Origin of the sequence: Blastococcus sp. TF02A-30 (assembly GCF_003319185.1) — a bacterium.
GTDB lineage: Bacteria > Actinomycetota > Actinomycetes > Mycobacteriales > Geodermatophilaceae > Blastococcus.
In genome coordinates this window covers 176,901-199,602 of the sequence record NZ_QOHJ01000007.1, presented here as the reverse complement: position 1 = coordinate 199,602, position 22,702 = coordinate 176,901, and the positions used below count along the sequence as shown (strand labels likewise).

At 74.9% G+C, this 22,702-nt stretch carries 21 protein-coding genes and 1 tRNA gene; 10 read left to right on the top strand and 12 right to left on the bottom strand.

What is annotated here, in order from left to right; genetic code table 11:
* The first annotated feature begins 7 nt into the window (after positions 1-7).
* Complete coding sequence (locus tag DQ241_RS17015; protein ID WP_233492515.1) at positions 8-1,114, top strand: hypothetical protein; 1,107 nt, start codon at positions 8-10, stop codon at positions 1,112-1,114.
* A gap of 511 nt (positions 1,115-1,625) precedes the next feature.
* On the opposite strand, the gene DQ241_RS17010 is transcribed toward DQ241_RS17015, so the two are convergent.
* The 3 genes from DQ241_RS17010 to orn all read right to left on the bottom strand — a co-directional run bounded on the left by DQ241_RS17010 (position 1,626) and on the right by orn (position 4,101).
* Positions 1,626-3,071, bottom strand: coding sequence for a site-specific integrase (locus tag DQ241_RS17010; protein WP_113831385.1), 1,446 nt, complete (start codon positions 3,069-3,071; stop codon positions 1,626-1,628).
* A gap of 193 nt (positions 3,072-3,264) precedes the next feature.
* Positions 3,265-3,340 (bottom strand) — tRNA-His (locus tag DQ241_RS17005).
* 95 nt (positions 3,341-3,435) lie between these two features.
* Positions 3,436-4,101: an oligoribonuclease gene (gene orn, locus DQ241_RS17000; protein WP_113831384.1), complete on the bottom strand. Its 666-nt coding sequence runs from the start codon at positions 4,099-4,101 to the stop codon at positions 3,436-3,438.
* Between the two features lie 114 nt (positions 4,102-4,215).
* Here orn and DQ241_RS16995 point away from each other — a divergent pair, with 114 nt between their 5' ends.
* Positions 4,216-6,111, top strand: a complete 1,896-nt coding sequence (locus DQ241_RS16995; protein WP_233492514.1) for a hypothetical protein — start codon at positions 4,216-4,218, stop codon at positions 6,109-6,111.
* Positions 6,112-6,115: 4 nt separating this feature from the next.
* On the opposite strand, the gene DQ241_RS16990 is transcribed toward DQ241_RS16995, so the two are convergent.
* Positions 6,116-6,721: a TetR/AcrR family transcriptional regulator gene (locus DQ241_RS16990; protein WP_113831383.1), complete on the bottom strand. Its 606-nt coding sequence runs from the start codon at positions 6,719-6,721 to the stop codon at positions 6,116-6,118.
* 77 nt (positions 6,722-6,798) lie between these two features.
* Between DQ241_RS16990 and DQ241_RS16985 the strand changes: the two genes are divergently transcribed.
* The 3 genes from DQ241_RS16985 (at position 6,799) to DQ241_RS16975 (ending at position 11,649) form a co-directional block, all read left to right on the top strand.
* A complete protein-coding gene (locus DQ241_RS16985) occupies positions 6,799-8,412 on the top strand; it encodes a carboxyl transferase domain-containing protein (protein ID WP_113831382.1) in 1,614 nt (537 codons plus the stop codon).
* Between the two features lie 79 nt (positions 8,413-8,491).
* Positions 8,492-10,495: an acetyl/propionyl/methylcrotonyl-CoA carboxylase subunit alpha gene (locus DQ241_RS16980; RefSeq protein WP_113831381.1), complete on the top strand. Its 2,004-nt coding sequence runs from the start codon at positions 8,492-8,494 to the stop codon at positions 10,493-10,495.
* Positions 10,495-11,649 (top strand): acyl-CoA dehydrogenase family protein, encoded by a 1,155-nt coding sequence (locus DQ241_RS16975; protein WP_113831380.1) that lies wholly within the window; start codon positions 10,495-10,497, stop codon positions 11,647-11,649. Before DQ241_RS16980 ends, DQ241_RS16975 begins: the two co-directional genes overlap by 1 nt.
* 4 nt (positions 11,650-11,653) lie before the next feature.
* Here the strand turns inward: DQ241_RS16975 and DQ241_RS16970 are convergent, their stop codons facing one another.
* The 5 genes from DQ241_RS16970 to DQ241_RS16950 form a co-directional block, all read right to left on the bottom strand.
* Positions 11,654-12,013, bottom strand: a complete 360-nt coding sequence (locus DQ241_RS16970) for a hypothetical protein (RefSeq protein ID WP_113831379.1) — start codon at positions 12,011-12,013, stop codon at positions 11,654-11,656.
* Positions 12,014-12,273: 260 nt separating this feature from the next.
* Positions 12,274-12,723: a cupin domain-containing protein gene (locus DQ241_RS16965; RefSeq protein WP_113831378.1), complete on the bottom strand. Its 450-nt coding sequence runs from the start codon at positions 12,721-12,723 to the stop codon at positions 12,274-12,276.
* Positions 12,724-12,793: 70 nt separating this feature from the next.
* On the bottom strand, positions 12,794-13,807 hold the full coding sequence (locus DQ241_RS16960) for an NADPH:quinone reductase (protein WP_113831377.1): 1,014 nt from the start codon (positions 13,805-13,807) through the stop codon (positions 12,794-12,796).
* Positions 13,808-13,843: 36 nt separating this feature from the next.
* Positions 13,844-14,260: a hypothetical protein gene (locus DQ241_RS16955; protein ID WP_113831376.1), complete on the bottom strand. Its 417-nt coding sequence runs from the start codon at positions 14,258-14,260 to the stop codon at positions 13,844-13,846.
* A gap of 52 nt (positions 14,261-14,312) precedes the next feature.
* Entirely contained in the window at positions 14,313-15,050 is a 738-nt protein-coding gene (locus DQ241_RS16950) for a metallophosphoesterase (RefSeq protein ID WP_113831375.1), read from the bottom strand.
* Between the two features lie 80 nt (positions 15,051-15,130).
* On the opposite strand from DQ241_RS16950, the gene DQ241_RS16945 reads away from it, so the two are divergent.
* The 4 genes from DQ241_RS16945 to DQ241_RS16935 all read left to right on the top strand — a co-directional run bounded on the left by DQ241_RS16945 (position 15,131) and on the right by DQ241_RS16935 (position 17,104).
* On the top strand, positions 15,131-15,709 hold the full coding sequence (locus DQ241_RS16945; RefSeq protein ID WP_199584657.1) for a winged helix-turn-helix domain-containing protein: 579 nt from the start codon (positions 15,131-15,133) through the stop codon (positions 15,707-15,709).
* 100 nt (positions 15,710-15,809) lie between these two features.
* Positions 15,810-15,974, top strand: a complete 165-nt coding sequence (locus tag DQ241_RS20660) for a hypothetical protein (RefSeq protein ID WP_158545954.1) — start codon at positions 15,810-15,812, stop codon at positions 15,972-15,974.
* Between the two features lie 130 nt (positions 15,975-16,104).
* Positions 16,105-16,575: a CoA-binding protein gene (locus DQ241_RS16940; protein WP_113831458.1), complete on the top strand. Its 471-nt coding sequence runs from the start codon at positions 16,105-16,107 to the stop codon at positions 16,573-16,575.
* A gap of 4 nt (positions 16,576-16,579) precedes the next feature.
* Entirely contained in the window at positions 16,580-17,104 is a 525-nt protein-coding gene (locus tag DQ241_RS16935) for a nitroreductase/quinone reductase family protein (protein WP_199584655.1), read from the top strand.
* A 13-nt stretch (positions 17,105-17,117) separates the two neighbouring features.
* Here DQ241_RS16935 and DQ241_RS16930 read toward each other — a convergent pair whose 3' ends face one another.
* A complete protein-coding gene (locus DQ241_RS16930; RefSeq protein ID WP_113831374.1) occupies positions 17,118-19,721 on the bottom strand; it encodes a bifunctional FO biosynthesis protein CofGH in 2,604 nt (867 codons plus the stop codon).
* A gap of 51 nt (positions 19,722-19,772) precedes the next feature.
* A complete protein-coding gene (locus DQ241_RS16925) occupies positions 19,773-20,282 on the bottom strand; it encodes a flavin reductase family protein (RefSeq protein ID WP_113831373.1) in 510 nt (169 codons plus the stop codon).
* A gap of 35 nt (positions 20,283-20,317) precedes the next feature.
* On the opposite strand from DQ241_RS16925, the gene DQ241_RS16920 reads away from it, so the two are divergent.
* Entirely contained in the window at positions 20,318-21,754 is a 1,437-nt protein-coding gene (locus DQ241_RS16920) for an NAD(P)/FAD-dependent oxidoreductase (RefSeq protein WP_113831372.1), read from the top strand.
* A gap of 40 nt (positions 21,755-21,794) precedes the next feature.
* Here DQ241_RS16920 and DQ241_RS16915 read toward each other — a convergent pair whose 3' ends face one another.
* The gene (locus DQ241_RS16915) at positions 21,795-22,580 is read right to left on the bottom strand and encodes a transglutaminase family protein (RefSeq protein WP_113831371.1); all 786 of its coding nucleotides are present in this window, start codon (positions 22,578-22,580) and stop codon (positions 21,795-21,797) included.
* Between the last annotated feature and the right edge of the window lie 122 nt (positions 22,581-22,702).

Genomic DNA, 22,702 nt, shown 5'->3' with positions numbered 1-22,702 from the left:
GGCGCCGGTGACGGTTCCCCACCCAGGCGACCAGCCGCCCGGCGACGAGGACGAGGCACCGGCTGACGGTGCGCTGCCCGACGTCGTCGTCGGCCTGGTGGCCGCACCCGGAGCCGCGACCGAGCTCGCCGGCTGGCTGACCGGAGAGCTGAGCCGGCAGCTGTCCGCCGAGCACGCCGAGATCCGGTGGGACGTCCGGTGCAGCGAGGACGGCCTGGTGCAGCCACCGGCCGACGACGCCGAGATCGTCGCCGCCGCCCGCACCCGGCTGCTGGCCGAGGGCTGGGACCTGGCGGTCTGCCTGACCTACCTGCCACTGGCGGCGAACCGTCGCCCGGTCGTGGCGCACGCCAGCCCGGTGCACGGGGTGGCAGTGCTGTCGCTGCCGGCGCTCGGCGCGGTCGGGCTGCGCCGACGGGCACTGAAGACCACGCTCGACCTCATCCGGGCGCTGCTCGGCCCCCGCGCGGGCTCCGATCCGGTCGGTCTCCGGCGGCGCCTGCGGGAGCTCGCTTCCGAGCCGGCCGAGTCGGCCGAGGGCATCCGTTTCACCGCCCGGGTGCTGTCGGGCAACGCACGGCTGCTGCTGGGCATGGTCCGCGCGAACCGGCCCTGGCGGCTGGCCGCCGGCCTGTCCCGGGCGCTCACCGCGGCCATCGCCGCGGGCGTGTTCGCGTTGGTCACCTCCGACATCTGGCGGCTGGCCGACGCGTTCGGCTGGGCGCGGTTGACCGCGGTGGCACTCGGGTCGGTGGTGGCCATCGCGGTCACCCTGATCGTCGGCGCGCAGCTGTGGGAGGGGGCCCCGGAGCGACGCGTGCGCAAGCAGGTGGCGCTGTTCAACCTGGCGACCACCGCCACGGTCGTCCTCGGCGTGCTGGCGCTGTACGCGGCGCTGTTCGTACTGGCCCTGGCCGGTGCCCTGCTGCTGGTGCCGTCGGCGTTGTTCGCCGACGGGCTGGCGCATGCGGTGGGTCTGTCGGACTACGTGGAGCTGGCCTGGCTGACCAGCTCCCTGGCCACCGTCGGCGGGGCGCTGGGCGCCGGCCTGGAGACCGACGAGGCCGTGCGCGACGCCGCCTACACCTACCAGCCGGACCGGACGGCCGGCTGAGCGCGTCTGGACTGTCGCGGCCGGCCCAGGTGGGCTCAGGTGCTGCGGTGCTCGACCGCCGCCGCCGCCGCCGCCGCCGCCGCCGGCGCCGACCGCCGGGCTCGGCACCGACAGTTCCAGAGGCTGGCTCAAGGGGTCGGGTTCGCGGAGCACGATCGAACCGTGACCATGCCCGGGTCCGACTCTGCGCAGCCCGCCTGAGCGCGGTCGGCGGGCACGACTGCCTTCTGGGTCGACGACGCATGGAGGCCCCGGGCTCGTCGCGGGGACGAGGCCCGGGGCCGGCACCCTTGCGGGTGCGGCGGCCGGGTGGAAATGCCACCCCGCCGCAGCCTGTGGTCAGCACAGTCACCCGTCGACTGACATCTGGTGCGCTGACATGGAGTTGTTCGGCTGATGTCCCAACCAGACTTGAGTGCCCGCGGTGGACATCACCCCGACGGGGCAGGCGACAGCTCGCGAGATGTCACGAGTGAAACCTGAGCGGCACAGGAGTCGGCCGGATCCGGCGTCACGCGGCGACGTCGTCCTCGTCGTCGATGTCTTGGAACACCGGCAGCCGCTTCTCCGCCGCGGTGAGCTCCACCAGGGTTGCGCCCTCGTCGTCGCGGGCGAGGACCTCGGGCAACCGGCCGTCGACGATGTCGATGGCGCGGTCGTCGGCCTCGGTGGTGATGTGGCCGTAGACGTTCTGCGTGGTGGTGACCGAGCTGTGACCGAGCCGGGCGGCGACCACCAGCGGGGCGACTCCTGCTGACAGGAGCCAGGCGGCGTGCGTGTGCCGCAGGTCGTGTACGCGGGTCCCCTTGGGCACCTGTGCGCCGGCGGCTGCCTTGACCGCCTTCTTCCAGTACCGGTTGGAGAAGTTGCCGTGGTGCAGCGGACCGCCCTCGACCATCGTGAACACGTGGTCGTCGGTGCCCTTGCCGGCGACCAGCGGGCGCAGCACCTCGACCAGGCGGGAGGGCAGCAGGATGCGGCGGATCGACGACCGGGTCTTCGGCCGGCCGAGCTTCCACTTCTTGCCGCGCCACTTCAGCGCCAGCCGGATGTCGACGTAGGGGCGCTCCGCGTCCAGGTGCAGGTGGCGCACCAGCAGGCCGGCGGCCTCGCCGTAGCGGGCGCCGGTTCCGACGAGGAAGTCGAGCAGGACCTGGAAGTGGCCGTGCATGGCGGCGCGGAGCGCGGCGTAGGCGGCGGCGTCGTTGAGGAAGTGCATGTCGCGGCGGTCGTGCTTGGGCAGCCGGATGCCGCGCGCGGGGTTGTCGCTCAGCAGCGGCGGCCGCTCGGCGAGCGCCACGTCGAAGCACTGGCCGAGGACGTCGAGGACGTTGTTGATGAACTTGTGGCTGAGGATGGTGCCGGCGATCGGGCGGCCGACGTTGTTGCGTCGCTCCTTCTTCAGCATCTCCTTCAGCCAGCCGTCCTCGATGTACACGGCGCCGGCCGGGACGTCGGCGGCGCGCAGCGGCTTGGTCCGGAGGATGAGGCCGATGTCGGTGTCGCCGAAGAAGGGGAGCAGGTGGTAGGTGCCGTAGCTGGTGTAGTCCTCGAGGGTGCCCTCCTCCACGTGGTGCTGGCGGTCGAGGAAGGTCTGCCACAGCGTGCGGAACGGCACACCGGTGAGCCGGGGGTCGGACGGCGCTGCGGACAGCGGCGGCGGTCCGGCTGGTGCCAGCCGCGCAGGGGCCGGCGCCGGGTCGGCGGGCGCGAGGCCTCGCGTGGCGAGCGCTGCCTGCAGCAGCGCGGCGGCGGCCTGCGGGTCGTCGGTGTCGAGCACCTGGCGCGAGCTGTCGAGGCCGAGCAGGGCGGCCATGCCGACGAACTTCTCGGCCTCGGCGCGGCCGTAGAAGGGCAGGTAGGACCGGGCCGGCAGGCCGGGGAGGCTGTTGCGCCAGTACACGCGGTGCTGGTGGCCGCGCTTCTCGATCCAGAGGCTGGGGGGCTTGAGGGACATGGGGGGTGGCTCCGTGGGGTTGGTCGGTTAGGACCAGCCGCACCGTCGGGAGCTGTCTGCGGTGCGCAGTCGCCCCGTCACTGCCCCCCGATCTGCCCCCCAGGCGAGGGGGCAGCGGCGTTCCGGGGGCGCCAGCGGCGGCGCCGGAACAGACGAAGGCCCTGGTCAGCGAACTGACCAGGGCCTTCACCGCTGGGGTGAGTGACGGGGCTCGAACCCGCGACACCCAGGATCACAACCTGGTGCTCTACCAGCTGAGCTACACCCACCATGCCCGCCCGCCGGTGCGCGCACCGGAAGGGGAACCGGAGCAACGATACCGGAGCGGGTGAGCGCTCCGGTCAGCCCGGGGGAGCGGGGTGCGTCACGCCCCGCCGACGGCCGGCTGCGCGCCGGGGTCGCCCGCCTCGAGGAGCGCGGCGAACGAGCCCACGACCTCCTCGGCCGCGCCCTTGGCCTGGTCGCTGCTCGGGCCGGGGGCGGGGACGAACAGGGTGCGCCGGTAGTAGGCCAGCTCCCGGATCGACTCGAGGATGTCGGCCAGCGCGCGGTGCGCCAGGCCCTTGGCCGGCTGGGCGAAGTACACGCGCGGGAACCAGCGGCGGGCCAGCTCCTTGATCGAGGAGACGTCGACCATCCGGTAGTGGAGGTGGTCGTCGAGCTCCGGCATGTCCCGGGCGAGGAAGCCGCGGTCGGTGCCGATCGAGTTCCCGCACAGCGGGGCCGTGCGCCGCTCGGGCACGAAGCGCTTGATGTAGGCGAGCAGCTGCTGCTCGGCCTCGGCGACGGTGAGCGTCGAGGCGCGGACGGCGTCGGTGAGCCCGGACTTGCGGTGCATCTCCACGACGACCTCGTTCATGCCGTCGAGGTCGGCGTCGTCCGCCGCGATGATCAGGTCCAGACCCGGGTCCAGCACGTTCAGCTCGGAGTCGGTCACGACGACGGCGACCTCGATGAGCTTGTCCTTGACGATGTCCAGCCCGGTCATCTCGCAGTCGATCCAGACCAGGTGCCCTGCGCTCTCTGCCACGGCGACCGACAGTACGCAACGGCCGCCGCCCGGGTCGGCAGGCGCCGGTGATCTCGCGCCCGGTTCGGCGCGGTCGCTGAGACCGACCCGTTACATGACGTAGCGTCGGAGGGGGTGCCGGACGGCCGGCGCCTGCCGGTACCGCGGGGGTCCGGCGACGCCGACCGTGCGGAGGACGACGTGCTGCCCCTCAACCCGCTGCCCCCGCAGACGGACGGGGAACGGGCGTTCTTCTCCGAGCTCGTCCGCTGGGACACCGGCAACGCGGTCCGGGGTGCGGTCGTCGCGTCGATCCCGTTCGCCGACGGCCCGCTGCAGCGCCGGCTCTCCGACGCGATCCTGATCGTCCCCGAGGGCATCGCCGTCGTCCGCGTCGCCGAGGTGGAGCGGCAGACCGGCGTGGTGACCGCCTCGCCCGAGGGGCCGTGGACGATCGGCCCGCCCGGCACCGGCGGCGCCGTCCTCCAGCTCTCCGGTGGCGGGTCCACCCCGCTGGACGGGCTGATGCGCGCCGGCATGGAGACCGCCGTCCGCCTGCGGCGTGCCGGGCTGGAGCCGGGCCGGATCGCCCGGCTGACCGTGCTGGTCGGCGACATCAGCGGCCTGCTGCCGACCGACGGCGACCTCGGCGAGGGCGACCAGGTCGCCCTGCTGGACACCCGGTCGCTGCTGCTCGGCATCGCCCGCGCCAGCCGCTACGCCGGCGTGGACAACCCCCGCCTCTGGACGACGGCCGACGTGCGCGCCGCCCTCGAGGCGCTCGGCCTCCAGGGTCGTGGCCCTTCGGTCGAGGAGCTCAACGGCGAGGGGTTCCCGTACTCGCCGTACGTGCTGCGCCGCCCGCAGCTGCTCACCCCGGCCACGATGAACGCCGGCCCCGGGAGCCCCGCGCCGGTCGAGGCCGCTCCGCCGCCCGCCGCTCCGCCGGGCCCGCCGGCCGGTCCGACGCCGGAGTCGATCGCCCAGGCGGTCGCCGCCTCGGTGGCGGCGGCGCACGCCGCGGGTGCCGTCGAGGTGCCGCAGCAGGGGAGCACCGGCACCAGCCCGGTGCCCGCGGGGAGCCGGCAGGCACCCGCCCCCACGGCGACGACACCGCCCGCGCGCGACACGGTGGCCATCGACGGGCCGGAGCAGGCGGGGTCGACGGACACCGCGGACGCCGGCATCGGGGGCCTGTTCGCGAACGCGGCGCCGGAGACCCCGGTCGCTGCGCAGCCGCCGCGCACCGCCGTCCTCCCGGCGCAGACCCTGGCCACGCCGCAGCCCCCGGCCGGGCCGCCGGTCCCGCCGCTGAGCCTGGCCCACCAGCAGGCGGCCCAGGCGGCGCAGCCCGCGCCGCCGCCGACCTTCTGGAACCCGCCGGGCGTTCCTGCCGACGAGGAGCAGCCGCCGCGCCGCTCCCGGCGTCTGCTCGTGCTCCTCGCGGTCCTCGTCCTGGTCGTCGGGCTCGGCGTCGGTGCCTACGCCGCGACGCGCGGCGGGGACGACGCGGACGGCGGCGGCAGCGGCGAGGCGGTCCCGACCGCCGGCTCCGACTCGGGCCCGGCGGTCGGCAGCGTCCAGGAGATCGACGGCGTCCCGTACACCGTCGAGGCGGCGACGATCGACGACACCTGCATCGGCCACGCCTACGGCGACACGCAGGCGTTCTTCGGGGCGCAGGACTGCACCGGCCTGGCCCGGGCCCTGTACTCGACCGAGGTGGACGGGCGCGCCGTCGTCGTCTCCGTCGTGCGGGTGCGCATGGCCGACACCGCCACCGCCCGCGAGCTGCGCGCGCTCACCGACACCAACGGCAGCGGCAACGTCAGTGACCTGCTGCGCGAGGGGGTCACCTACGAGGGGGCGCCGGCGAAGCTGGCCAACGCCGAGTACGCCAGCGCGGTGTCCGGGCCGACGGTGACCGTCGTGGAGAGCGCGTGGGTCGACCCGGCCGCCGGTGGGTCGTCCGCGGAGATCGACCTGATCGCGAGCAACGGCCTGCAGCTGGCGACGCCGTCCCTCGACTGATCCCTCAGCTGGTCGCGGCCGACCAGGCCATGTCGGCCAGCAGCCCGGCCATCGCCGCGCGGTCGACCCGACCGGCGCTGTGCGGGGTGGAGTTGATCAGGCCGAAGACCGCGTGCGCGCGCGCCCGGCAGGCCGCGGCCTCCGCGGTCGGGTGCAGCCGGGCGAGCACGGCCACCCACACCTCGACGTAGCGGCGCTGCAGCCGGCGCACCTGGGCGGCGTCGGCCTCCGGCAGCGAGCCGAGGTCGCGGTCGTGCACGACGATCAGGGCGGGGTTGTCCAGGGCGAAGTCGACCTGGAAGGCGATCAGCGCGCGCAGCTGGTCGGCCGGGTCCGCGCCGGCGGCGGCCACCCGTTCGCTGCCGCCGGCCAGCAGCCGCTCGCTGATCCGCACCAGGATCTCGGCGAGCATCGCGTCCTTGCTCGCGAAGTGCCGGTAGATCGCCGGGCCGGTGACGCCGACGGCCGCGCCGACGTCGTCGACGCCCACCGCCCGCGCGCCGCGCTCGGCGAACAGCCGCGCCGCCGCCTGCAGGATCTGCTCCCGCCGCGACGGGCGCCCGGCGTCCGCGTGCAGGGCGGTGTCCTGCTCCGCGCCGGTGGTGGTCATGGGCGGGATGTTAACGGTCGTTGACGGTCCGGGGTGGGAGATGGACCGCAGGAGTGAACCGTGGTTAACCTCTGCCCGTGGACGCACCGGTGCTCCCCCGAGCCGCCTCGGCCGACCCCGACGCCGCCGCGCGCAACGCCGCGGCGCACGCCGCGCTGGCCGCCGACCTGGCCGAGCAGCTGCGCTCCGCCGCGCTGGGTGGAGGCGAGCGCGCCCGCGAGCGGCACGTCGCCCGCGGCAAGCTGCTGCCCCGCGAGCGGGTGGACGCCCTCCTGGATCCGGGCAGCCCGTTCCTCGAGCTCTCACCGCTGGCCGCGCACGGCCTCTACGACGGCGAGGCCCCGGCCGCCGGGATCATCACCGGCATCGGCCGGGTCAGCGGGCGCGAGTGCGTGGTGGTCGCCAACGACGCCACCGTCAAGGGCGGCACCTACTACCCGATGACGGTGAAGAAGCACCTGCGCGCGCAGGAGGTGGCCCTGCACAACCGGCTGCCCTGCATCTACCTGGTCGACTCCGGCGGTGCCTTCCTGCCCATGCAGGACGACGTCTTCCCCGACCGGGAGCACTTCGGCCGGATCTTCTTCAACCAGGCGACGATGTCGAAGGCGGGCATCCCGCAGATCGCCGCCGTCCTCGGGTCCTGCACCGCCGGTGGGGCCTACGTGCCGGCCATGAGCGACGAGTGCGTCATCGTCCGCGAGCAGGGCACGATCTTCCTGGGCGGCCCACCGCTGGTGAAGGCGGCGACCGGCGAGGTGGTGACCGCCGAGGAGCTCGGCGGCGGCGAGCTGCACAGCCGCACCAGCGGGGTCACCGACCACCTGGCCGACGACGACGCGCACGCGCTGCAGATCGTCCGCCAGATCGTCTCCACGCTGGGCCCGCGCGAGCCGCGGCCGTGGGACGTCGAGCCGGTCGAGGAGCCCGCCCACGACCCGGCGTCCGTGGTCGAGGTCGTGCCGCCGGACCCGCGCACCCCCTACGACGTCCGCGACGTCATCGCCCGGCTGGTCGACGGCTCCCGGTTCGCCGAGTTCAAGCCGCTGTACGGGCACACGCTGGTCACCGGCTTCGCCCGGCTGCACGGCCACCCGGTCGGGATCGTGGCCAACAACGGCGTGCTGTTCGCCGAGTCCGCTCTCAAGGGCGCGCACTTCATCGAGCTCTGCGACCGCCGGAAGATCCCGCTGCTCTTCCTGCAGAACATCTCCGGGTTCATGGTCGGCCGCGACTACGAGGCCGGCGGCATCGCCAAGCACGGCGCGAAGATGGTGACCGCGGTGGCCTGCGCCCGGGTGCCGAAGCTGACCGTGGTCATCGGCGGCTCCTTCGGGGCGGGCAACTACTCGATGTGCGGCCGGGCCTACTCGCCCCGGTTCCTCTTCACCTGGCCCAACTCGCGGATCTCGGTGATGGGCGGGGAGCAGGCGGCCTCAGTGCTGGCCACCGTCCGCCGCGACGGTCTGGAGGCCCGCGGCGAGGAGTGGCCGGCCGAGGAGGAGGAGGCGTTCAAGGCGCCGATCCGCGAGCAGTACGAGTCGCAGGGCCACCCGTACTACGCGACCGCCCGCTTGTGGGACGACGGCGTCATCGCTCCCGCCGACACCCGCCGGGTGCTCGGTCTGGCCCTGTCCGCCTGCGCCAACGCGCCCCTCGAGGAGGTCGGCTATGGCGTCTTCCGCATGTGACGTCCAGCTTTCGGTACCGAAAGCTGGAGTTCGGACTTCGGCTTTCGGTACCGAAAGCTCCGCAGGGGCGGTGGCGTAGGTGTTCGACACCGTCCTCGTCGCCAACCGGGGCGAGATCGCCGTCCGGGTGATCCGCACGCTGCGCGCCATGGGCATCCGCTCGGTGGCCGTGCACAGCGACGCCGACGCCGGGGCGCTGCACACCCGCCTGGCCGACGTCGCCGTGCCGATCGGCCCCGCCCCCGCGGCGCAGAGCTACCTGTCGATCGAGCGGGTGCTCGACGCCGCGGCCCGCACCGGCGCGCAGGCGATCCACCCCGGCTACGGGTTCCTCTCGGAGAACGTCGAGTTCGCCCGCGCCTGCGAGGCCGCGGGCGTGGTCTTCATCGGCCCGCCGGTCGCCGCGATCGAGGCCATGGCCGACAAGATCCGGGCCAAGCAGACCGTGATGGCCGCCGGCGTCCCCGTCGTCCCCGGGCGGACAGAACCCGGCATGACCGACGACCAGGTCATCGACGCCGCCGTCGCCGTCGGCTTCCCGGTGCTGCTCAAGCCCAGCGCGGGCGGCGGCGGCAAGGGCATGCGGGTGGTGCGCACCAAGGACGAGCTGCCCGACGCCATCGCCGGCGCCCGCCGCGAGGCGAGGGGCTCCTTCGGCGACGACACGCTGCTGGTCGAGCGGTACGTCGGCAACTCCCGGCACATCGAGGTGCAGGTCCTCGGCGACGCCCACGGGACCGTCATCCACCTCGGCGAGCGCGAGTGCTCGCTGCAGCGCCGGCACCAGAAGGTGATCGAGGAGGCGCCCTCGCCGCTGCTGGACACGGCGATGCGCGCGTCGATGGGCCGCGCCGCGGTGGAGGCCGCCAAGGTCGTCGGGTACACCGGCGCCGGCACCGTCGAGTTCATCGTCGACGCCGACCGGCCGCGCGACTTCTTCTTCCTGGAGATGAACACCCGGCTGCAGGTCGAGCACCCGGTCACCGAGGCGATCACCGGGCTGGACCTGGTGGAGCTGCAGGTGCGGGTGGCGGCGGGGGAGCGGCTGCCGATCGACCAGAGCGACGTCTCGCTCGACGGGCACGCCATCGAGGCGCGGCTCTACGCCGAGGACCCCGCGCGCGGCTTCCTCCCGCAGGCCGGCACCGTGCTCGGGCTGGTGGAGGCCGACGGGCCCGGCGTCCGGGTGGACAGCTCGCTGGCCGTGGGCACCGTCGTCGGCACCGACTACGACCCGATGCTGGCGAAGGTCGTCGCCTGGGCGCCGGACCGGGAGACCGCCCGCGCCCGGCTGGTCGCCGCGCTCGGGCGGACCGCCGTCCTCGGCGTGAGCACGAACGCGGCGTTCCTCCGCGCGCTGCTGAGCGACCCCGACGTCGTCGCCGGGAAGCTGGACACCGGGCTGATCGAGCGCCGCGGCGCGGACCTCACCCTGCCCGAGCCCCCGCCGCCGCACGTGCACGCCGCCGCCGCGCTGGCGCTGCTGGCCGAGCGGGAGCCGGCCGGGCCGCTGGTCGACCCGTGGGAGCTGCCCGACGGCTGGCGGCTGGGCGAGCCGGCCTGGACGGTGCACCGGCTGCAGGCGGCCGGCGGCGAGCCGGTGGCCGTGCGGGTGCGCGGCCGGGCGGCCGCGGCCGAGGTGGCCGTGGGCGAGGGCGAGCCGGTGCCGGCCCGCGCGGTGCGCGCCGGCGACCGGCTCACCGTCACCCTCGACGGCCTGACCAGCTCCTACGCGCTGGTGCACGCCGACGGCGCGGTGTGGCTCGCCGCGGACGGGCACGTCGCGGTGTTCCGCGAGCAGGAACGGCTGGCGTCGTCGGCGGGCTCGACGGCCGCCGACGGCGTGGTGACCGCCCCCATGCCGGGGACGGTCACGGTGGTGCGGGTCGCCGTCGGCGACGAGGTGACGGCGGGAACCCCGCTGCTCGTCGTCGAGGCGATGAAGATGGAGCACGTGCTCACCGCCCCGGTCGACGGGGTGGTGGCCGAGCTCCCGGTGACGGCGGGCCGGACGGTCGCGCTGGACGAGCGGGTGGCGCTGGTGACCCCGGCGTCCCCCGACGCGGAGCAACAGGAGACGTGATGCTGGACTACCGGCTCGACGCCGAGACCGACGCGCTGCGCAAGACCGTCGCGGAGTTCGCGCACGACGTGATCGCCCCGCAGATCGGCGAGTTCTACGAGCGCGACGAGTTCCCCACCGGGATCGTCCGCCAGATGGCCCAGCTCGGGCTGTTCGGCCTGCCGTTCCCCGAGGAGTACGGCGGCTCCGGCGGCGACTACTTCCACCTGTGCGTCGCGCTCGAGGAGCTGGCCCGGGTGGACAGCTCGATCGCGATCACCCTCGAGGCCGGGGTGTCGCTGGGTGCGATGCCGATCTACCGCTTCGGCTCCGAGGAGCAGAAGCAGGAGTGGCTGCCCCGGCTGTGCTCCGGGGAGGTCCTCGGCGCCTTCGGCCTGACCGAGCCCGGCGGCGGCTCGGATGCCGGCGCCACGCGCACCACCGCGCGGCTCGAGGACGGGCACTGGGTGATCAACGGCTCCAAGGCCTTCATCACCAACGCGGGCACCGACCTCACCGGCCTGGTCACCGTCACCGCGGTCACCGGCACCCGCCCCGACGGCGGCAAGGAGATCTCGGCGATCCTCGTGCCGTCCGGGACGGAGGGCTTCGTCGTCGGCCAGCGCTACTCGAAGGTCGGCTGGAACGCCTCGGACACCCGCGAGCTGTCGTTCACCGACGTCCGGGTGCCCGAGGAGAACCTGGTGGGGGAGCGGGGCCGCGGCTACGCGCAGTTCCTCTCGATCCTCGACGAGGGCCGGGTGGCGATCTCGGCGCTCTCGGTCGGCCTGGCGCAGGGGTGCGTGGACGAGTCGGTGAAGTACGCCCGCGAGCGCGAGGCGTTCGGGCAGCCGATCGGGAGGAACCAGGCGATCCAGTTCATGATCGCCGACATGGAGGTGCGCGCCTCGACCGCGCGGCTGGCCTACTACCGGGCGGCGGAGAAGATGCTGCGCGGCGAGCCGTTCAAGCGCGAGGCCTCGATCGCCAAGCTGTACAGCTCGGAGATGGCGATGGAGAACGCGCGCTACGCCACCCAGGTGCACGGTGGCTACGGCTTCATGAACGAGTTCCCGGTCGGCCGCTTCTACCGGGACGCCAAGATCCTGGAGATCGGCGAGGGCACCAGCGAGGTGCAGCGGATGCTCATCGCCCGCGACCTCGGCGTGGGGTAGCCCTTCAGTCGGCCTCGGGGGTGCGCGCGGGGACGGCGACGCTGAGCAGGACGACGGCGTCCTCGTCGGCGTGCAGGCTGTGCCGCCGGGCGGGCACCGGCGCGATCGCGTGCGCGGCGAGCGCCACCTCCCGTTCGCCGGCGACCAGCCGCACGCGGCCGCGGAGGACCTGGAGGCTGGCGGGGCCGGGGCTCTCGTGCTCGCTCAGCTCCGTGCCGGCGCGCAGCGCGACGACGGTCTGGCGCAGGCCGTCGACCGGGTGCGGGAGCGTACGGGCGGCGCGGCCGGCGGGCTCCCCGGCGCTCGTGGCCGCCAGCTCGTCGGCGAGCGCGGACAGGTCGAGGACGTCGTCGGCTCCGCTCATGCGGGCACCCTAGGACGGGCCGGCCGGGTGTCGCAGGGGTCGGGCGGGGCGGGTGGGAAATCGGTCCCCGATCGTCCCGTGTGCCACCGGCGAAGTCGATCATGCTCCGGCCGCGGCTCCGCCACAGTCCGCTGTGGCTCGCGGGCCGGTGCGGTGGCCGGCATCGGGACGCTGTTCCGCGCCCTGGTCGTCGGCGGCTACGTCCTCCTGCGCAGCCGGTCGCGCCGCGCCTGAGCAGGGGCGCCCCCGGCGCGTGCACGTCACGCGCCGGGGTGCGGGCCGAGGATCTCGGTGCCGTGCTCGGCCGCCAGCGTGACGAGCCGGTCGGGGTGCGTGAGCAGTGCTTCCTCGCCGACGGCGGCGACGGCCTGGAAGAACTGCTCCATCCCGGCGGGCGAGACCAGGGTGAGCATCCGGACGGGCTCGTCGGACAGCCGGCGCAGCGCGTGCGGGCGGCCGCGGTGGACCAGCACGAACGCGCCCGGGCCGGCCTCGTGCTCGTCGTCGTCGAGCCACACCGCGGCGCGGCCGGACAGCACGTAGAAGGCCTCGTCGGCGGTGACGTGCGCGTGCAGCGGGGTGGCCGCCGCCCGGAACTCCTCCTCGACCAGCCAGTAGGCGCCGCGGGTGGTGGCCGCGTCGGCCTTGGTCGTGTACGTGGAGCCCAGCGCGGTGATCCGTGCGCCCTGCCCCGGCCCGACGACCGCCATCCGGCACCTCCCCGGTCTCGGGGAAACGGTCCCCGGGGCCGGCCGCCCCGGTCAACGGGGAACGGTGCGATCAGGCGGTGACGTCGACCAGCACCTTGCCCACCGCGCCCTCCTGCACCGCCCGGTGCGCCTGCGCGGTCTCCTCGAGCGGGTAGACGTGCAGCGGCAGCCCGGCGTCCTCACCGACCCGGATCGCGCCGTCGGCGACAGCGGTCGCGACGTCCTCGATGCCGAGGACCTTGGCCCGCTCCGGTTCGGTGTAGACGAGCACGAACTGCCAGCGGGCGTTGGGGCCCATCTGCGCGCGCACCGGGACGGTGACCTCCGCGCCGCCGTCGTCGGCGTACATGGCGACGGCGCCGTGCATGCCGATGACCTGCGCGTCGACCGGGGCGTTGACCGCGGCGGAGACCTCGACGATCGCGTCCACGCCCTTCGGCGCGATCTTGCGGACCTCGGCGACGACGTCCTCGTCGCGGTAGTTCACGACGTGGTCGGCGCCGGCGGCCGCGGCCAGCTGGGCCTTGCGCGGGCTGCTGACCGTGGCGATCACGGTGGCGTCGGACCAGCGGGCCAGCTGGATGGCCGCGTTGCCGACCGCGCCGGCGCCACCCTGGACGAGGACGGTGTGCCCGTCGAGCGCACCGGGGCCGAGCCGGTCGGGCAGCGACTCGGCGACGGTCAGGCAGCGGTGCGCGGTCAGGAAGGGGATGCCGAGGGCCGCACCCAGCTCGAACGACGGGTCGGTACCGAGCAGCACGACGTGCCGGGCGGGGACGACGGTGTGCTCCGCGGCGGTGCCCCAGCGGCGCTGCCAGGCGGCCTCCCAGATCCACACCCGCTCGCCGACGAGCACCGGGTCCACGCCCTGCCCGACGGCCTCTACGGTGCCGGCGCCGTCCTGGTTCGGCACCTGGCCGTCCGGTCCGGGGTCGGCGTTGCTGCGCGACTTCCAGTCGGTCGGGTTCACGCCGGAGTACGCGACCCGCACCCGGACCTCCCCGGGACCGGGCTCCGGCACGGGGGCGTCGAGCAGCTCGAGGACGTCGGGTCCGCCGGGGCGGCGGTAGGAGATCAGGCGCACGGCCCCGGCACTACCCGGCCGGCCCGTGGCGAAGCGTCAGCCGGCGTAGGCGTCGGCGTCCGTGGGCCAGTCCAGCGGCGGCAGGCCGGCCAGCTCCGCGAGCCGGTCGACGGTCAGCTCGACGACCTCGTCGGTGGGCGGGGCGCCGTCGGACGCGGCCATGAGCTGCCGGGCCTCGGCGGGGTCGACCTCCCGGCCGCTGGCCTCGCGGACCCAGCGGGCGAAGCCCTCGGCCTCGGCGGCGGTGTCGACCGGCGGGGCGGCCTCGGGCTCGTCGAAGTACACCCGCGGCTCGTAGCCGAGGTAGAAGCGGCCGCCGGAGGCGTCGGCCAACCGGTAGTCGACCGTGGCGATGCCGCTGTCGTGCACGTCGACGAGGAGGAACGGCACCGCGGTCGGGCCGCCGGTGCTCCACCGCCCGTCGGAGTACGCGAACTTCCCGAAGAGACCCACGAGCGCGAGGCTAGCCGCGCCGTCCGACGTCCCGGGTTCCGAGGAGCCGGGCTCAGACGCGGCCGGTGCGCAGCGCGCGGGCGACGTCGGGGCGGCCGTTGCCCTCGGCGATGGTCGCCGCGGCGTCCCAGTCGTAGGTGACGGCGTGGAACTCCGCCCGCCAGGCGCCCTCGGCGTCGTCGGCGACGGCGTACCGGGCGTGCGGGGTGCCCGCCTCGATCACGTGCGGGTGGGGGAGGTCGTCCGCGTAGGCCGGCCACCCCACGCTGCCGGGGTTGAGCACCAGCGCGCCCGTGGGCAGCCGCAGCTCGCGCTGCAGGTGGGTGTGCCCGCAGAGCAGCAGCGGGACCGCCGCGGCCGGGCCCAGCCGGTCGAGCACCTCCGCCACCGTCGCGGGCCGCACCCCTGTCGGCTCGACGGTCTCCAGCAGGTAGGCCAGGTCGTCGGTGGGGGAGCCGTGGAAGGCGAGGACGCCGGGCGCCGGGCTCGCCGTCGCCGGCAGACCGGCCAGCCACGCGCGGTGCTCCCCGGTGATCGTGTCGTGCGCCAGCCGGTCGGAGGCGCCCATCCGTTCCCGCGGGGACGTCAGCAGCTGGCGCTCGTGGTTGCCGGCGACGACGACGTGGTCGAGCGCCATGAGCCGGTCCGCCGTCTTCCGCGGTTGCACGCCGCCGGACAGCAGGTCGCCCAGGTCCACGACCAGGTCCACCCGCTGGACCTCGAGGTGGGACAGCACCGCGTCGAGCGCGGGCAGGTTGCCGTGGACGTCGGAGAGGACCGCGATGCGCACCTCGGCACCATAGGCAGTCCTGCAACGCTTGTTGCGCAATAGTACTTGTGCAAGGCCTCTTGTGGGTTCATGATGTCCTCGTGAGCGAGAACCGGGACGTCCGCGAGGTCACCGACGCACGCGTGCTGGCGATGCTGGCCCACCCGTTGCGGCGGCGGCTGCTCGACGTGCTCCGCGTGCACGGTCCGGCCACGGCCAGCGCGCTGGCGGAGCGCACCGACCAGCGGGTGGGGAACATCAGCCACCACGTCAAGGCGCTGGCCGACGTCGGCCTGGTCGTCGAGGCGCCCGAGCTGGCCAAGGACCGCCGGGAGCGGTGGTGGCGGCTGGTGGACGGGACCCTGCGCTGGTCGGGCGAGAACCTCTCCGACGACCCCGCGGCCGAGGCGGTCGCCCAGGCCGTCCAGTCGCTGACCCTCGACCGGCACGCCGGTCACGTGCGCGCCTGGTTCGCCGCGGACGACGAGGAGCGCGACCCCTGGCGCAGCACCTCCTTCAGCATGCAGAAGTGGCTGCACCTCACCGCCGACGAGCTGGGCCAGCTGTCGGAGGAGGTCGGCGCGCTGCTCGAGAGGTGGGGGCAGCGGGACGTGCCCGACGACGGTGCGCACCGCGAGCCGGTCCTCGTCTTCACCTACGCCGTCCCGGCGACGCCGTGAGGCACCCCCGCAGCGCGACCCCGCGCCGACCGCGTCCACCCGCGCGCCCCGACCCGGTGCGCCGCCCGCCCCGTCCCCGCCCCGTCATCCAGGAGCTGCCGTGAACACCCCCAACGACGAGTTCGTCGCCGGCCGGATGGCCGAGCTGCAGGCGCAGGCGCGGGACGCCTCGCGCGCGCACCGCCTGGACGCCGCGCAGCGCGCCGCGCGCAAGGCGGAGCGGGCGGCCCGCAAGGCGGCCCGCCTCCGCGCCGAGCTCTGCTGAGCCAGGGGTTCCGGGGTCCGCCTGCTCCGGAGGACGAAAGACGGGGTCTTCCGGGCCGAAGGCCGTTGGCGGGGACCGGTGGCGGCTCGGCAGCGTGGGGGCACCGCTCCAGCCCGCCCAGGAGGTCGCCGTGATCCCCGTCAAGCAAGCCGCCCACGAGTTCCTCGAGCACCGCCGCATCGCGGTCACGGGGGTGTCGCGCTCCCCGAAGGACCACGGGGCCAACGTGGTCTACAAGCGGCTGCGCGACCGGGGGTACACCGTCTTCGCGGTGAACCCGAACGCCGACCAGGTGGAGGGCGACACCTGCTACCACGACCTGAAGTCGGTACCCGGCGGCGTGGAGGCCGTCGTCATCGCCACCAGCCCGGCGCACGCCGAGGACACGATGCGGGAGTGCGTCTCGCTCGGCATCGGCCGGGTGTGGATGCACCGCGGGCCCGGCGCCGGCAGCGTGTCCGAGCAGGCGACGGCCTACGGCCGGGCCAACGGGGTGACGGTCATCGACGGCGGCTGCCCCTGCATGTTCGACCCCACCGCGGACGTCGGCCACAAGGTGATGCACGCGTTCGGCGTGGGGCACATGCCCAAGCAGGTGTGAGGCCGTGCCGACCAGCTGGACGGCGGAGGGGACGCGCCGGCGCCTGCGCCGCTGGATGTACCGCGGCGGCCGCCCGCGCGGTGTGGCGCGCCTGCTGAACCGCCTCGACGCGCTGGTGCTGGGCAGCGGCCGGCTGCCGGTGGACCGGGCGGTCACCCTTGAGGTGGCCGGACGGCGCACGGGGCGGGTCGTCCCCGTGCCGGTGGTCGTCGCCGACCTGGACGGCGAGCGCTACCTCATCTCGATGCTCGGGGCGGGCAGCAACTGGGTGCGCAACGTGCGCGCCGCCCGCGGGGCGGCCGTGCTGCGCCGCGGCACCCGGACCGCGGTGCGCCTCGAGGAGGTCCCGGTGGCCGAGCGGGCGCCGATCATCAAGCGCTACCTCGACCTGGCGCCGGGCGCCCGAGCGCACATCCCGGTCGACCGGCGTGAACCGGTGGCGGCGTTCGAGGCCGTCGCCGCCGACCACCCCGTCTTCCGCGTGCGGCCGCTGGAGCCCGCGGCCTCCGATCGGCAGCGGACCGGCTGACCGCGCCCGTCCCTCAGGTCGGGCGGATCGACAGCGTGAGCCGGCGCCGACCCTCGTCGGTGCGGGCGGTGGCGAGCCGCTCGGCCGACGGCGTCCCGTACTCGGTGGTCCGCTGGCGGGCCGGCCGGCCGATCGCGGCGGCCATGGCCTCCAGCTCGGCGATGGTCTTCAGCGAGCCGTTCTCGCTGCCGGCCATCCGGCTGATCGTCTCCTCCATCAGCGTGCCGCCGAGGTCGTTGGCCCCGCCCTGCAGCACCGCCTGCGTGCCGGCGTCGCCGAGCTTCACCCACGAGGTCTGGATGTTGGGGATCCGCCCGTGCAGCAGCAGCCGGGCCACCGCGTGCACGGCCCGGTTCTCCCGCACGGTCGGCCCGGGGCGGGCGACACCGGCGAGGTAGATCGGCGAGTTGTGGTGCACGAACGGCAGCAGCACGAACTCGGTGAACCCGCCGGTGCGGTCCTGCAGGCGGCTGAGCGTGCGCAGGTGCGCGACCCAGTGGGCCGGGGTGTCGACGTGCCCGTACATCATCGTCGACGTCGTCGGCAGGCCCACCTCGTGCGCGGTGCCGATGATCTCCAGCCACGTCGCCGTCGGCAGCTTGCCCTTGGTGAGCACCCAGCGGACGTCGTCGTCGAGGATCTCGGCCGCCGTGCCCGGGACGGAGTCCAGGCCGGCCTCCTTGGCCGCGGTCAGGAAGTCGCGGAACGACAGCCCGGTGCGGGCGGCGCCGTTGACGATCTCCATGGGGGAGAAGGCGTGCAGGTGGATGCCGGGCTGCCGCTGCTTCACCTCGCGGGCCAGGTCGAGGTAGGCGGTGCCGGGCAGGTCGGGGTGGATGCCGCCCTGCATGCAGATCTCGGTCGCCCCGGCCGCCCACGCCTCGTCGACCCGGTCGCCGACCTGCGCCATCGACAGGGTGTAGGCGTCGGCGTCGGTGCGCCGCTGGGCGAACGCGCAGAACCGGCAGCCGGTGTAGCAGACGTTGGTGAAGTTGATGTTCCGGTTCACGACGTAGGTGACGTCGTCGCCGTTGACGTCGCGGCGGACGGCATCGGCAAGACCGGTCAGCGCGTCCAGATCGGGGCCGTCGGCGCCCAGGAGCGCGAGGTACTCGGCGTCGGTCAGCCCGGCCGGGTCCCGCTCGGCCCGTGCCAGCGCGGCGCGCACCTCGGGATCGCCCGCGGCCAGCGCGGTCGAGGAGCCGTCGCGGGCCGACGTCGTCCGGTCGCGGAGCTCGGCCCAGTCGCCGTAGACGGCGTCGAAGTCCGACCGGCGGTCCGACGTCCGCCCGACGGTGTCCACCTCGACGTGCAGGTCGACCCGGCCGGTCGACGTCCACGCCTCGTCCGGCTCCTGCCAGGGCAGCCCGACGGGGTTCCGCCCCTCGACGGCCAGGCCGTCCGGGCCGGCCAGCGCGGAGACGTGCGGGCGCACCCGCGGGTCCAGCCACGGCTCCGGCTGCAGCACGTAGGGCGGCTGGGCGGCCAGCCGCTCGCGCAGCTCGAAGCCGGCCTCGGCGCTCAGCGCGGCCAGCTTGTCGATGTTCGGCCAGGGCCGCTCGGGGTTCACGTGGTCCGGGGTCAGCGGGCTGACCCCGCCCCAGTCGTCGACGCCGGCGCGCAGCAGCAGCCCGAGCTCGGTGGAGTCCGAGAGGTTCGGCGGCGCCTGCACCCGCGCCTTGGGCCCGAGCAGCAGCCGGGTGACGGCGACGGCGGCGACGTACTCCTGCAGCTCCAGGTCGTCGTGCGCCTGCATCGCCGTCCGGGGCTTGGCCCGGAAGTTCTGGACGATGGTCTCCTGCACGTGCCCGTGCCGCTGCGCGCTCGCCCGGATCTGCAGGATCGCGTCGACCCGCTCGGCGTAGTCCTCGCCGATGCCCAGCAGGACGCCGGTGGTGAACGGGACGGCGGAGCGACCGGCGTCCTCCAGCACCCGCAGCCGGACGGCCGGCTCCTTGTCGGGGCTGCCGAAGTGCGGGCCGCCGGGCTCCGACCACAGCCGGGTCGCCGTCGTCTCGAGCATCATCCCCATGGAGGCGGCCACCGGCTTGAGCCGCTGGATCTCCTCCCAGGAGAGGACGCCGGGGTTGAGGTGGGGCAGCAGCCCGGTCTCCTCGAGCACCCGGATCGCCATGGCCCGCAGGTACCCGAGCGTCGAGTCGAAGCCGTGCGCCTCGAGCCACTCGGCGGCGACGGGCCAGCGGTCCTCGGGGCGGTCACCGAGGGTGAACAGCGCCTCCTTGCAGCCCATGGCTGCGCCGGCGCGGGCGATGTCGAGCACCTCGTCGGGGGAGAGGTAGGGCGCCGTGCCCTGCGCGCGCAGCTGCCCCGGCGTCGTCACGAAGGTGCAGTAGTGGCAGCGGTCGCGGCACAGGTGGGTGAGCGGGATGAACACCTTGCGGCTGTAGGTGACGACGCCCGGCCGCCCGGCGCTGGCCAGGCCGGCGTCGCGGACCCGGCCGGCCGCGGTGAGCAGCCGGTCCAGCGGCTCGCCCTCGCCCAGGCCGCGGGCGTGCAGGAGGGTCTCGGCCTCGACCGCGTCGAGGGTCACCCCGCGTTCGGCGCGCACCAGGGCGCGGCGCAGGGCGGACTCGGTCGGGGGCGGGAGCGCAGTCATGGCGGCACCGACGCTATCCCCGCGGGATGACGATCGTGTTCCCGGCTCCGGTCAGCGGCCGGCGGGGCGCCCGGTCTCGTCGACGAACCGGCCGCGCAGCCGCAGCAGGGGGAGCCCCGCCGGGGCCACCGCCAGCACGTCCTCGACGGCCAGCAGGGCCAGCACGTGGTCGCCGGCCTCCACCAGCCGCTCGAGGCGGCAGTCCAGCGCCGCGAGGCCCTCGCCCAGCACGATCGCCCCGCTGCCCGGCGCCCGCGACCACGGCACGGTCTCGAGCAGGTGCCGGGCGCTGGGCCGGCCGGCCGAGGCGAACCGGGAGGCCACGATCGCGTGCTGGGCGGCGAGCACGGTCAGCCCGCACGTGCCGACGGTCTCCAGCACCTCGGCCGGGTAGCCGCCGGCGCTCAGCCCGACGGCGACGAGCGGGGGGTCGACCGAGACGCTCATGACCGAGCTGACCGTCGTGCCGACGTCGTCGATGTCGTCCTTGACGGTCAGCAGGCACACCCCGGCCGCGTACTGGCCCAGGGCGGCGGCGAACTCCGCGCGGTCGACCGGCATGGCGACAAGTCGACCACACCCAGCAGGATGGCCTGGTGAGCAGCGCAGACGGGAAGACCTACGACGTCGTCGTCCTCGGGGCCGGCTCCACCGGCGAGAACGTCGCCGACATCGTCGTCCGGGGCGGCCTCTCGGCGGTCCTCGTCGAGAACGAGCTGGTCGGCGGCGAGTGCTCGTACTGGGCCTGCATGCCCAGCAAGACGCTGCTGCGCGGCACCGAGGTGCTCGCCGAGGCGCGCGCCGTCGACGGCGCGCGGCAGGCGGTGACCGGGCAGCAGGACGTCACCGCCACCCTCGCCCGCCGCGACTCCTTCACCGCGCACTGGGACGACTCCGGCCAGGCGGAGTGGGTGCACGGTGCCGGCATCGACCTGCTGCGCGGCACGGCGCGGCTGGCCGGCGAGAAGGTCGTCGTGGTCACCGCGGAGGACGGCACGGAGACCCGGCTGACCGCCCGGCACGCGGTGGCCGTGTGCACCGGGTCGGTCGCGAAGCTGCCACCGGTCGACGGGCTGGCCGACGTCGACCCGTGGACGCCGCGCGAGGCGACCAGCGCCAAGGAGGCGCCCGGCCGGCTCGTCGTCCTCGGTGGCGGCTACGTCGGCTGCGAGATGGCGACGGCCTGGCAGGCGCTCGGCTCGCAGGTCACCCTGGTCCAGCACGGGGACCGGCTGCTCGACACCATGGAGCCCGTGGCCAGCGACGCGGTGGCTGCGGCGCTGCGCGCGTCCGGCGTCGACGTCCGGCTGGGCTGCGAGGTCACCGCTGCCCGCCGCGACGGCACCGACGTGGTGCTCACGACGTCGGCCGGGGAGCTCCGCGGCGACGAGGTGCTCGTCGCGACCGGCCGCGCCGCGCGGACCGCCGACATCGGCCTGGAGACGGTCGGCCTGGGGCCGGGGGAGTACCTCGACGTCGACGACTCGCTGCGGGTGCGCGGCAGCGACTGGCTCTACGGCGTCGGCGACGCCAACGGCCGGGCGCTGCTAACCCACATGGGCAAGTACCAGGCACGGCAGGCGGGCGCGGCGATCGTCGCGCGGGCGCGCGGCGAGCAGGTCGGCCTCGACGACTGGTCGCCGTTCGTGGCCACCGCCGACGACCGGGCGGTGCCGTCGGTCGTGTTCACCAGCCCGCAGGTCGCCGCCGTCGGGCTCACCGCGGCGCAGGCGGCCGAGCGCGGGCTGGCCCACCGGGTCGTGGAGTACGACCTCGGCTCGGTCAGCGGCGCCAAGGTCTTCGCCGACGGCTACACCGGCAGTGCGCTCGCCGTCGTCGAAACCGAGCGGGAGGTGCTGCTCGGGGTGACCTTCGTCGGTCCCGCGGTCGCCGAGCTGCTGCAGTCGGCGACGATCGCCGTCGTCGGCGAGGTCCCGATCGCCCGGCTCTGGCACGCGGTGCCCGCCTACCCGACGGTCAGCGAGATCTGGCTGCGCCTGCTGGAGACCTGGCGCGACTCGTCGACGAGCTGACAGGTCGAGGAGTCGACACGTCGACCTGTCGACCGGCCGCCTACGGCAGCGGGAACGGTGCGTCGTCGGGGGCGGGCAGGTCCCCCGCGGCGACGGCGGTCACCGTCATGCCCTCGAAGACGGCCACCCCGCCGAGGGTGGTGAGGAAGGCGGTGTCGGCGGCGTCGCGGCCCGAGCAGATCCGCACCAGGGACCGGGTCGGCGCCAGCCGGGTCGCGTCGACCACGCACCAGACGCCGTCGACATCGGCCTCGACCACGGCGTGGAAGTCCATCGGGTGCAGACCGGGCGCGTAGACCGCGACCAGCCGGGCCGGGATCTCCAGCGCCCGCAGCAGGGTGACGGTCAGGTGCGCGTAGTCGCGGCACACGCCCTGCCCCATGAGCAGGGTGTCGACGGCGGTGTCCACCGGGCGGCTCGACCCGGAGGTGTAGGTCAGCCGCCGGTGCACCCACGCGGCGACCGCGGGCACCAGCTCCGCCCGGGGCAGCGTGCGGTCGAACTCCGCGGAGGCGAACCCCTCCAGCTGGTCCGAGGGGCAGTAGCGGCTCGGCCGCAGCGCCGTCGCCCAGTCCGCCGGGGTGACCGCCCGCGCGGCGCCGTCGCTCTCCGCCGTCGCGGAGTAGGTGATCGTCGTGCCGCCCTCGTGCAGCTCCAGCCGGTGGACCCGGGCGCCGTCCACCTCGAACTGCACCGGCTCGACGACCTGCCCGCCGGACAGCACGGTGAGCTGCTCGGTGACCGGCGCGGCCACCGCCACCTGCAGCAGCGCGGTCGACGGCGCGGGCGAGGAGAGGGTGAGCGTGGCGGCCACGTCGATGCGCATGCGGTGATCATGGAGCCGGCCCCGCGTCCGCGCAGGTGGGCAACGCGACCGCAACGCGGAGTTCACCGGCGGCTGTGCCCGACGGCACACGGCGGCAGCCGGGCGGTGCGCCGGAGCGCCGT

What these genes read in the sequence shown, in the direction of transcription:
- DQ241_RS16990 (WP_113831383.1), bottom strand. Translation starts at nt 6,721, where the DNA reads ATGACCACCACCGGCGCGGAGCAGGACACCGCCCTGCACGCGGACGCC.
- DQ241_RS16915 (WP_113831371.1), bottom strand. Translation starts at nt 22,580, where the DNA reads ATGCGCATCGACGTGGCCGCCACGCTCACCCTCTCCTCGCCCGCGCCG.
- DQ241_RS16975 (WP_113831380.1), top strand. Translation starts at nt 10,495, where the DNA reads ATGCTGGACTACCGGCTCGACGCCGAGACCGACGCGCTGCGCAAGACC.
- DQ241_RS16930 (WP_113831374.1), bottom strand. Translation starts at nt 19,721, where the DNA reads ATGACTGCGCTCCCGCCCCCGACCGAGTCCGCCCTGCGCCGCGCCCTG.
- DQ241_RS16925 (WP_113831373.1), bottom strand. Translation starts at nt 20,282, where the DNA reads ATGCCGGTCGACCGCGCGGAGTTCGCCGCCGCCCTGGGCCAGTACGCG.
- DQ241_RS16965 (WP_113831378.1), bottom strand. Translation starts at nt 12,723, where the DNA reads ATGGCGGTCGTCGGGCCGGGGCAGGGCGCACGGATCACCGCGCTGGGC.
- DQ241_RS17010 (WP_113831385.1), bottom strand. Translation starts at nt 3,071, where the DNA reads ATGTCCCTCAAGCCCCCCAGCCTCTGGATCGAGAAGCGCGGCCACCAG.
- DQ241_RS16970 (WP_113831379.1), bottom strand. Translation starts at nt 12,013, where the DNA reads ATGAGCGGAGCCGACGACGTCCTCGACCTGTCCGCGCTCGCCGACGAG.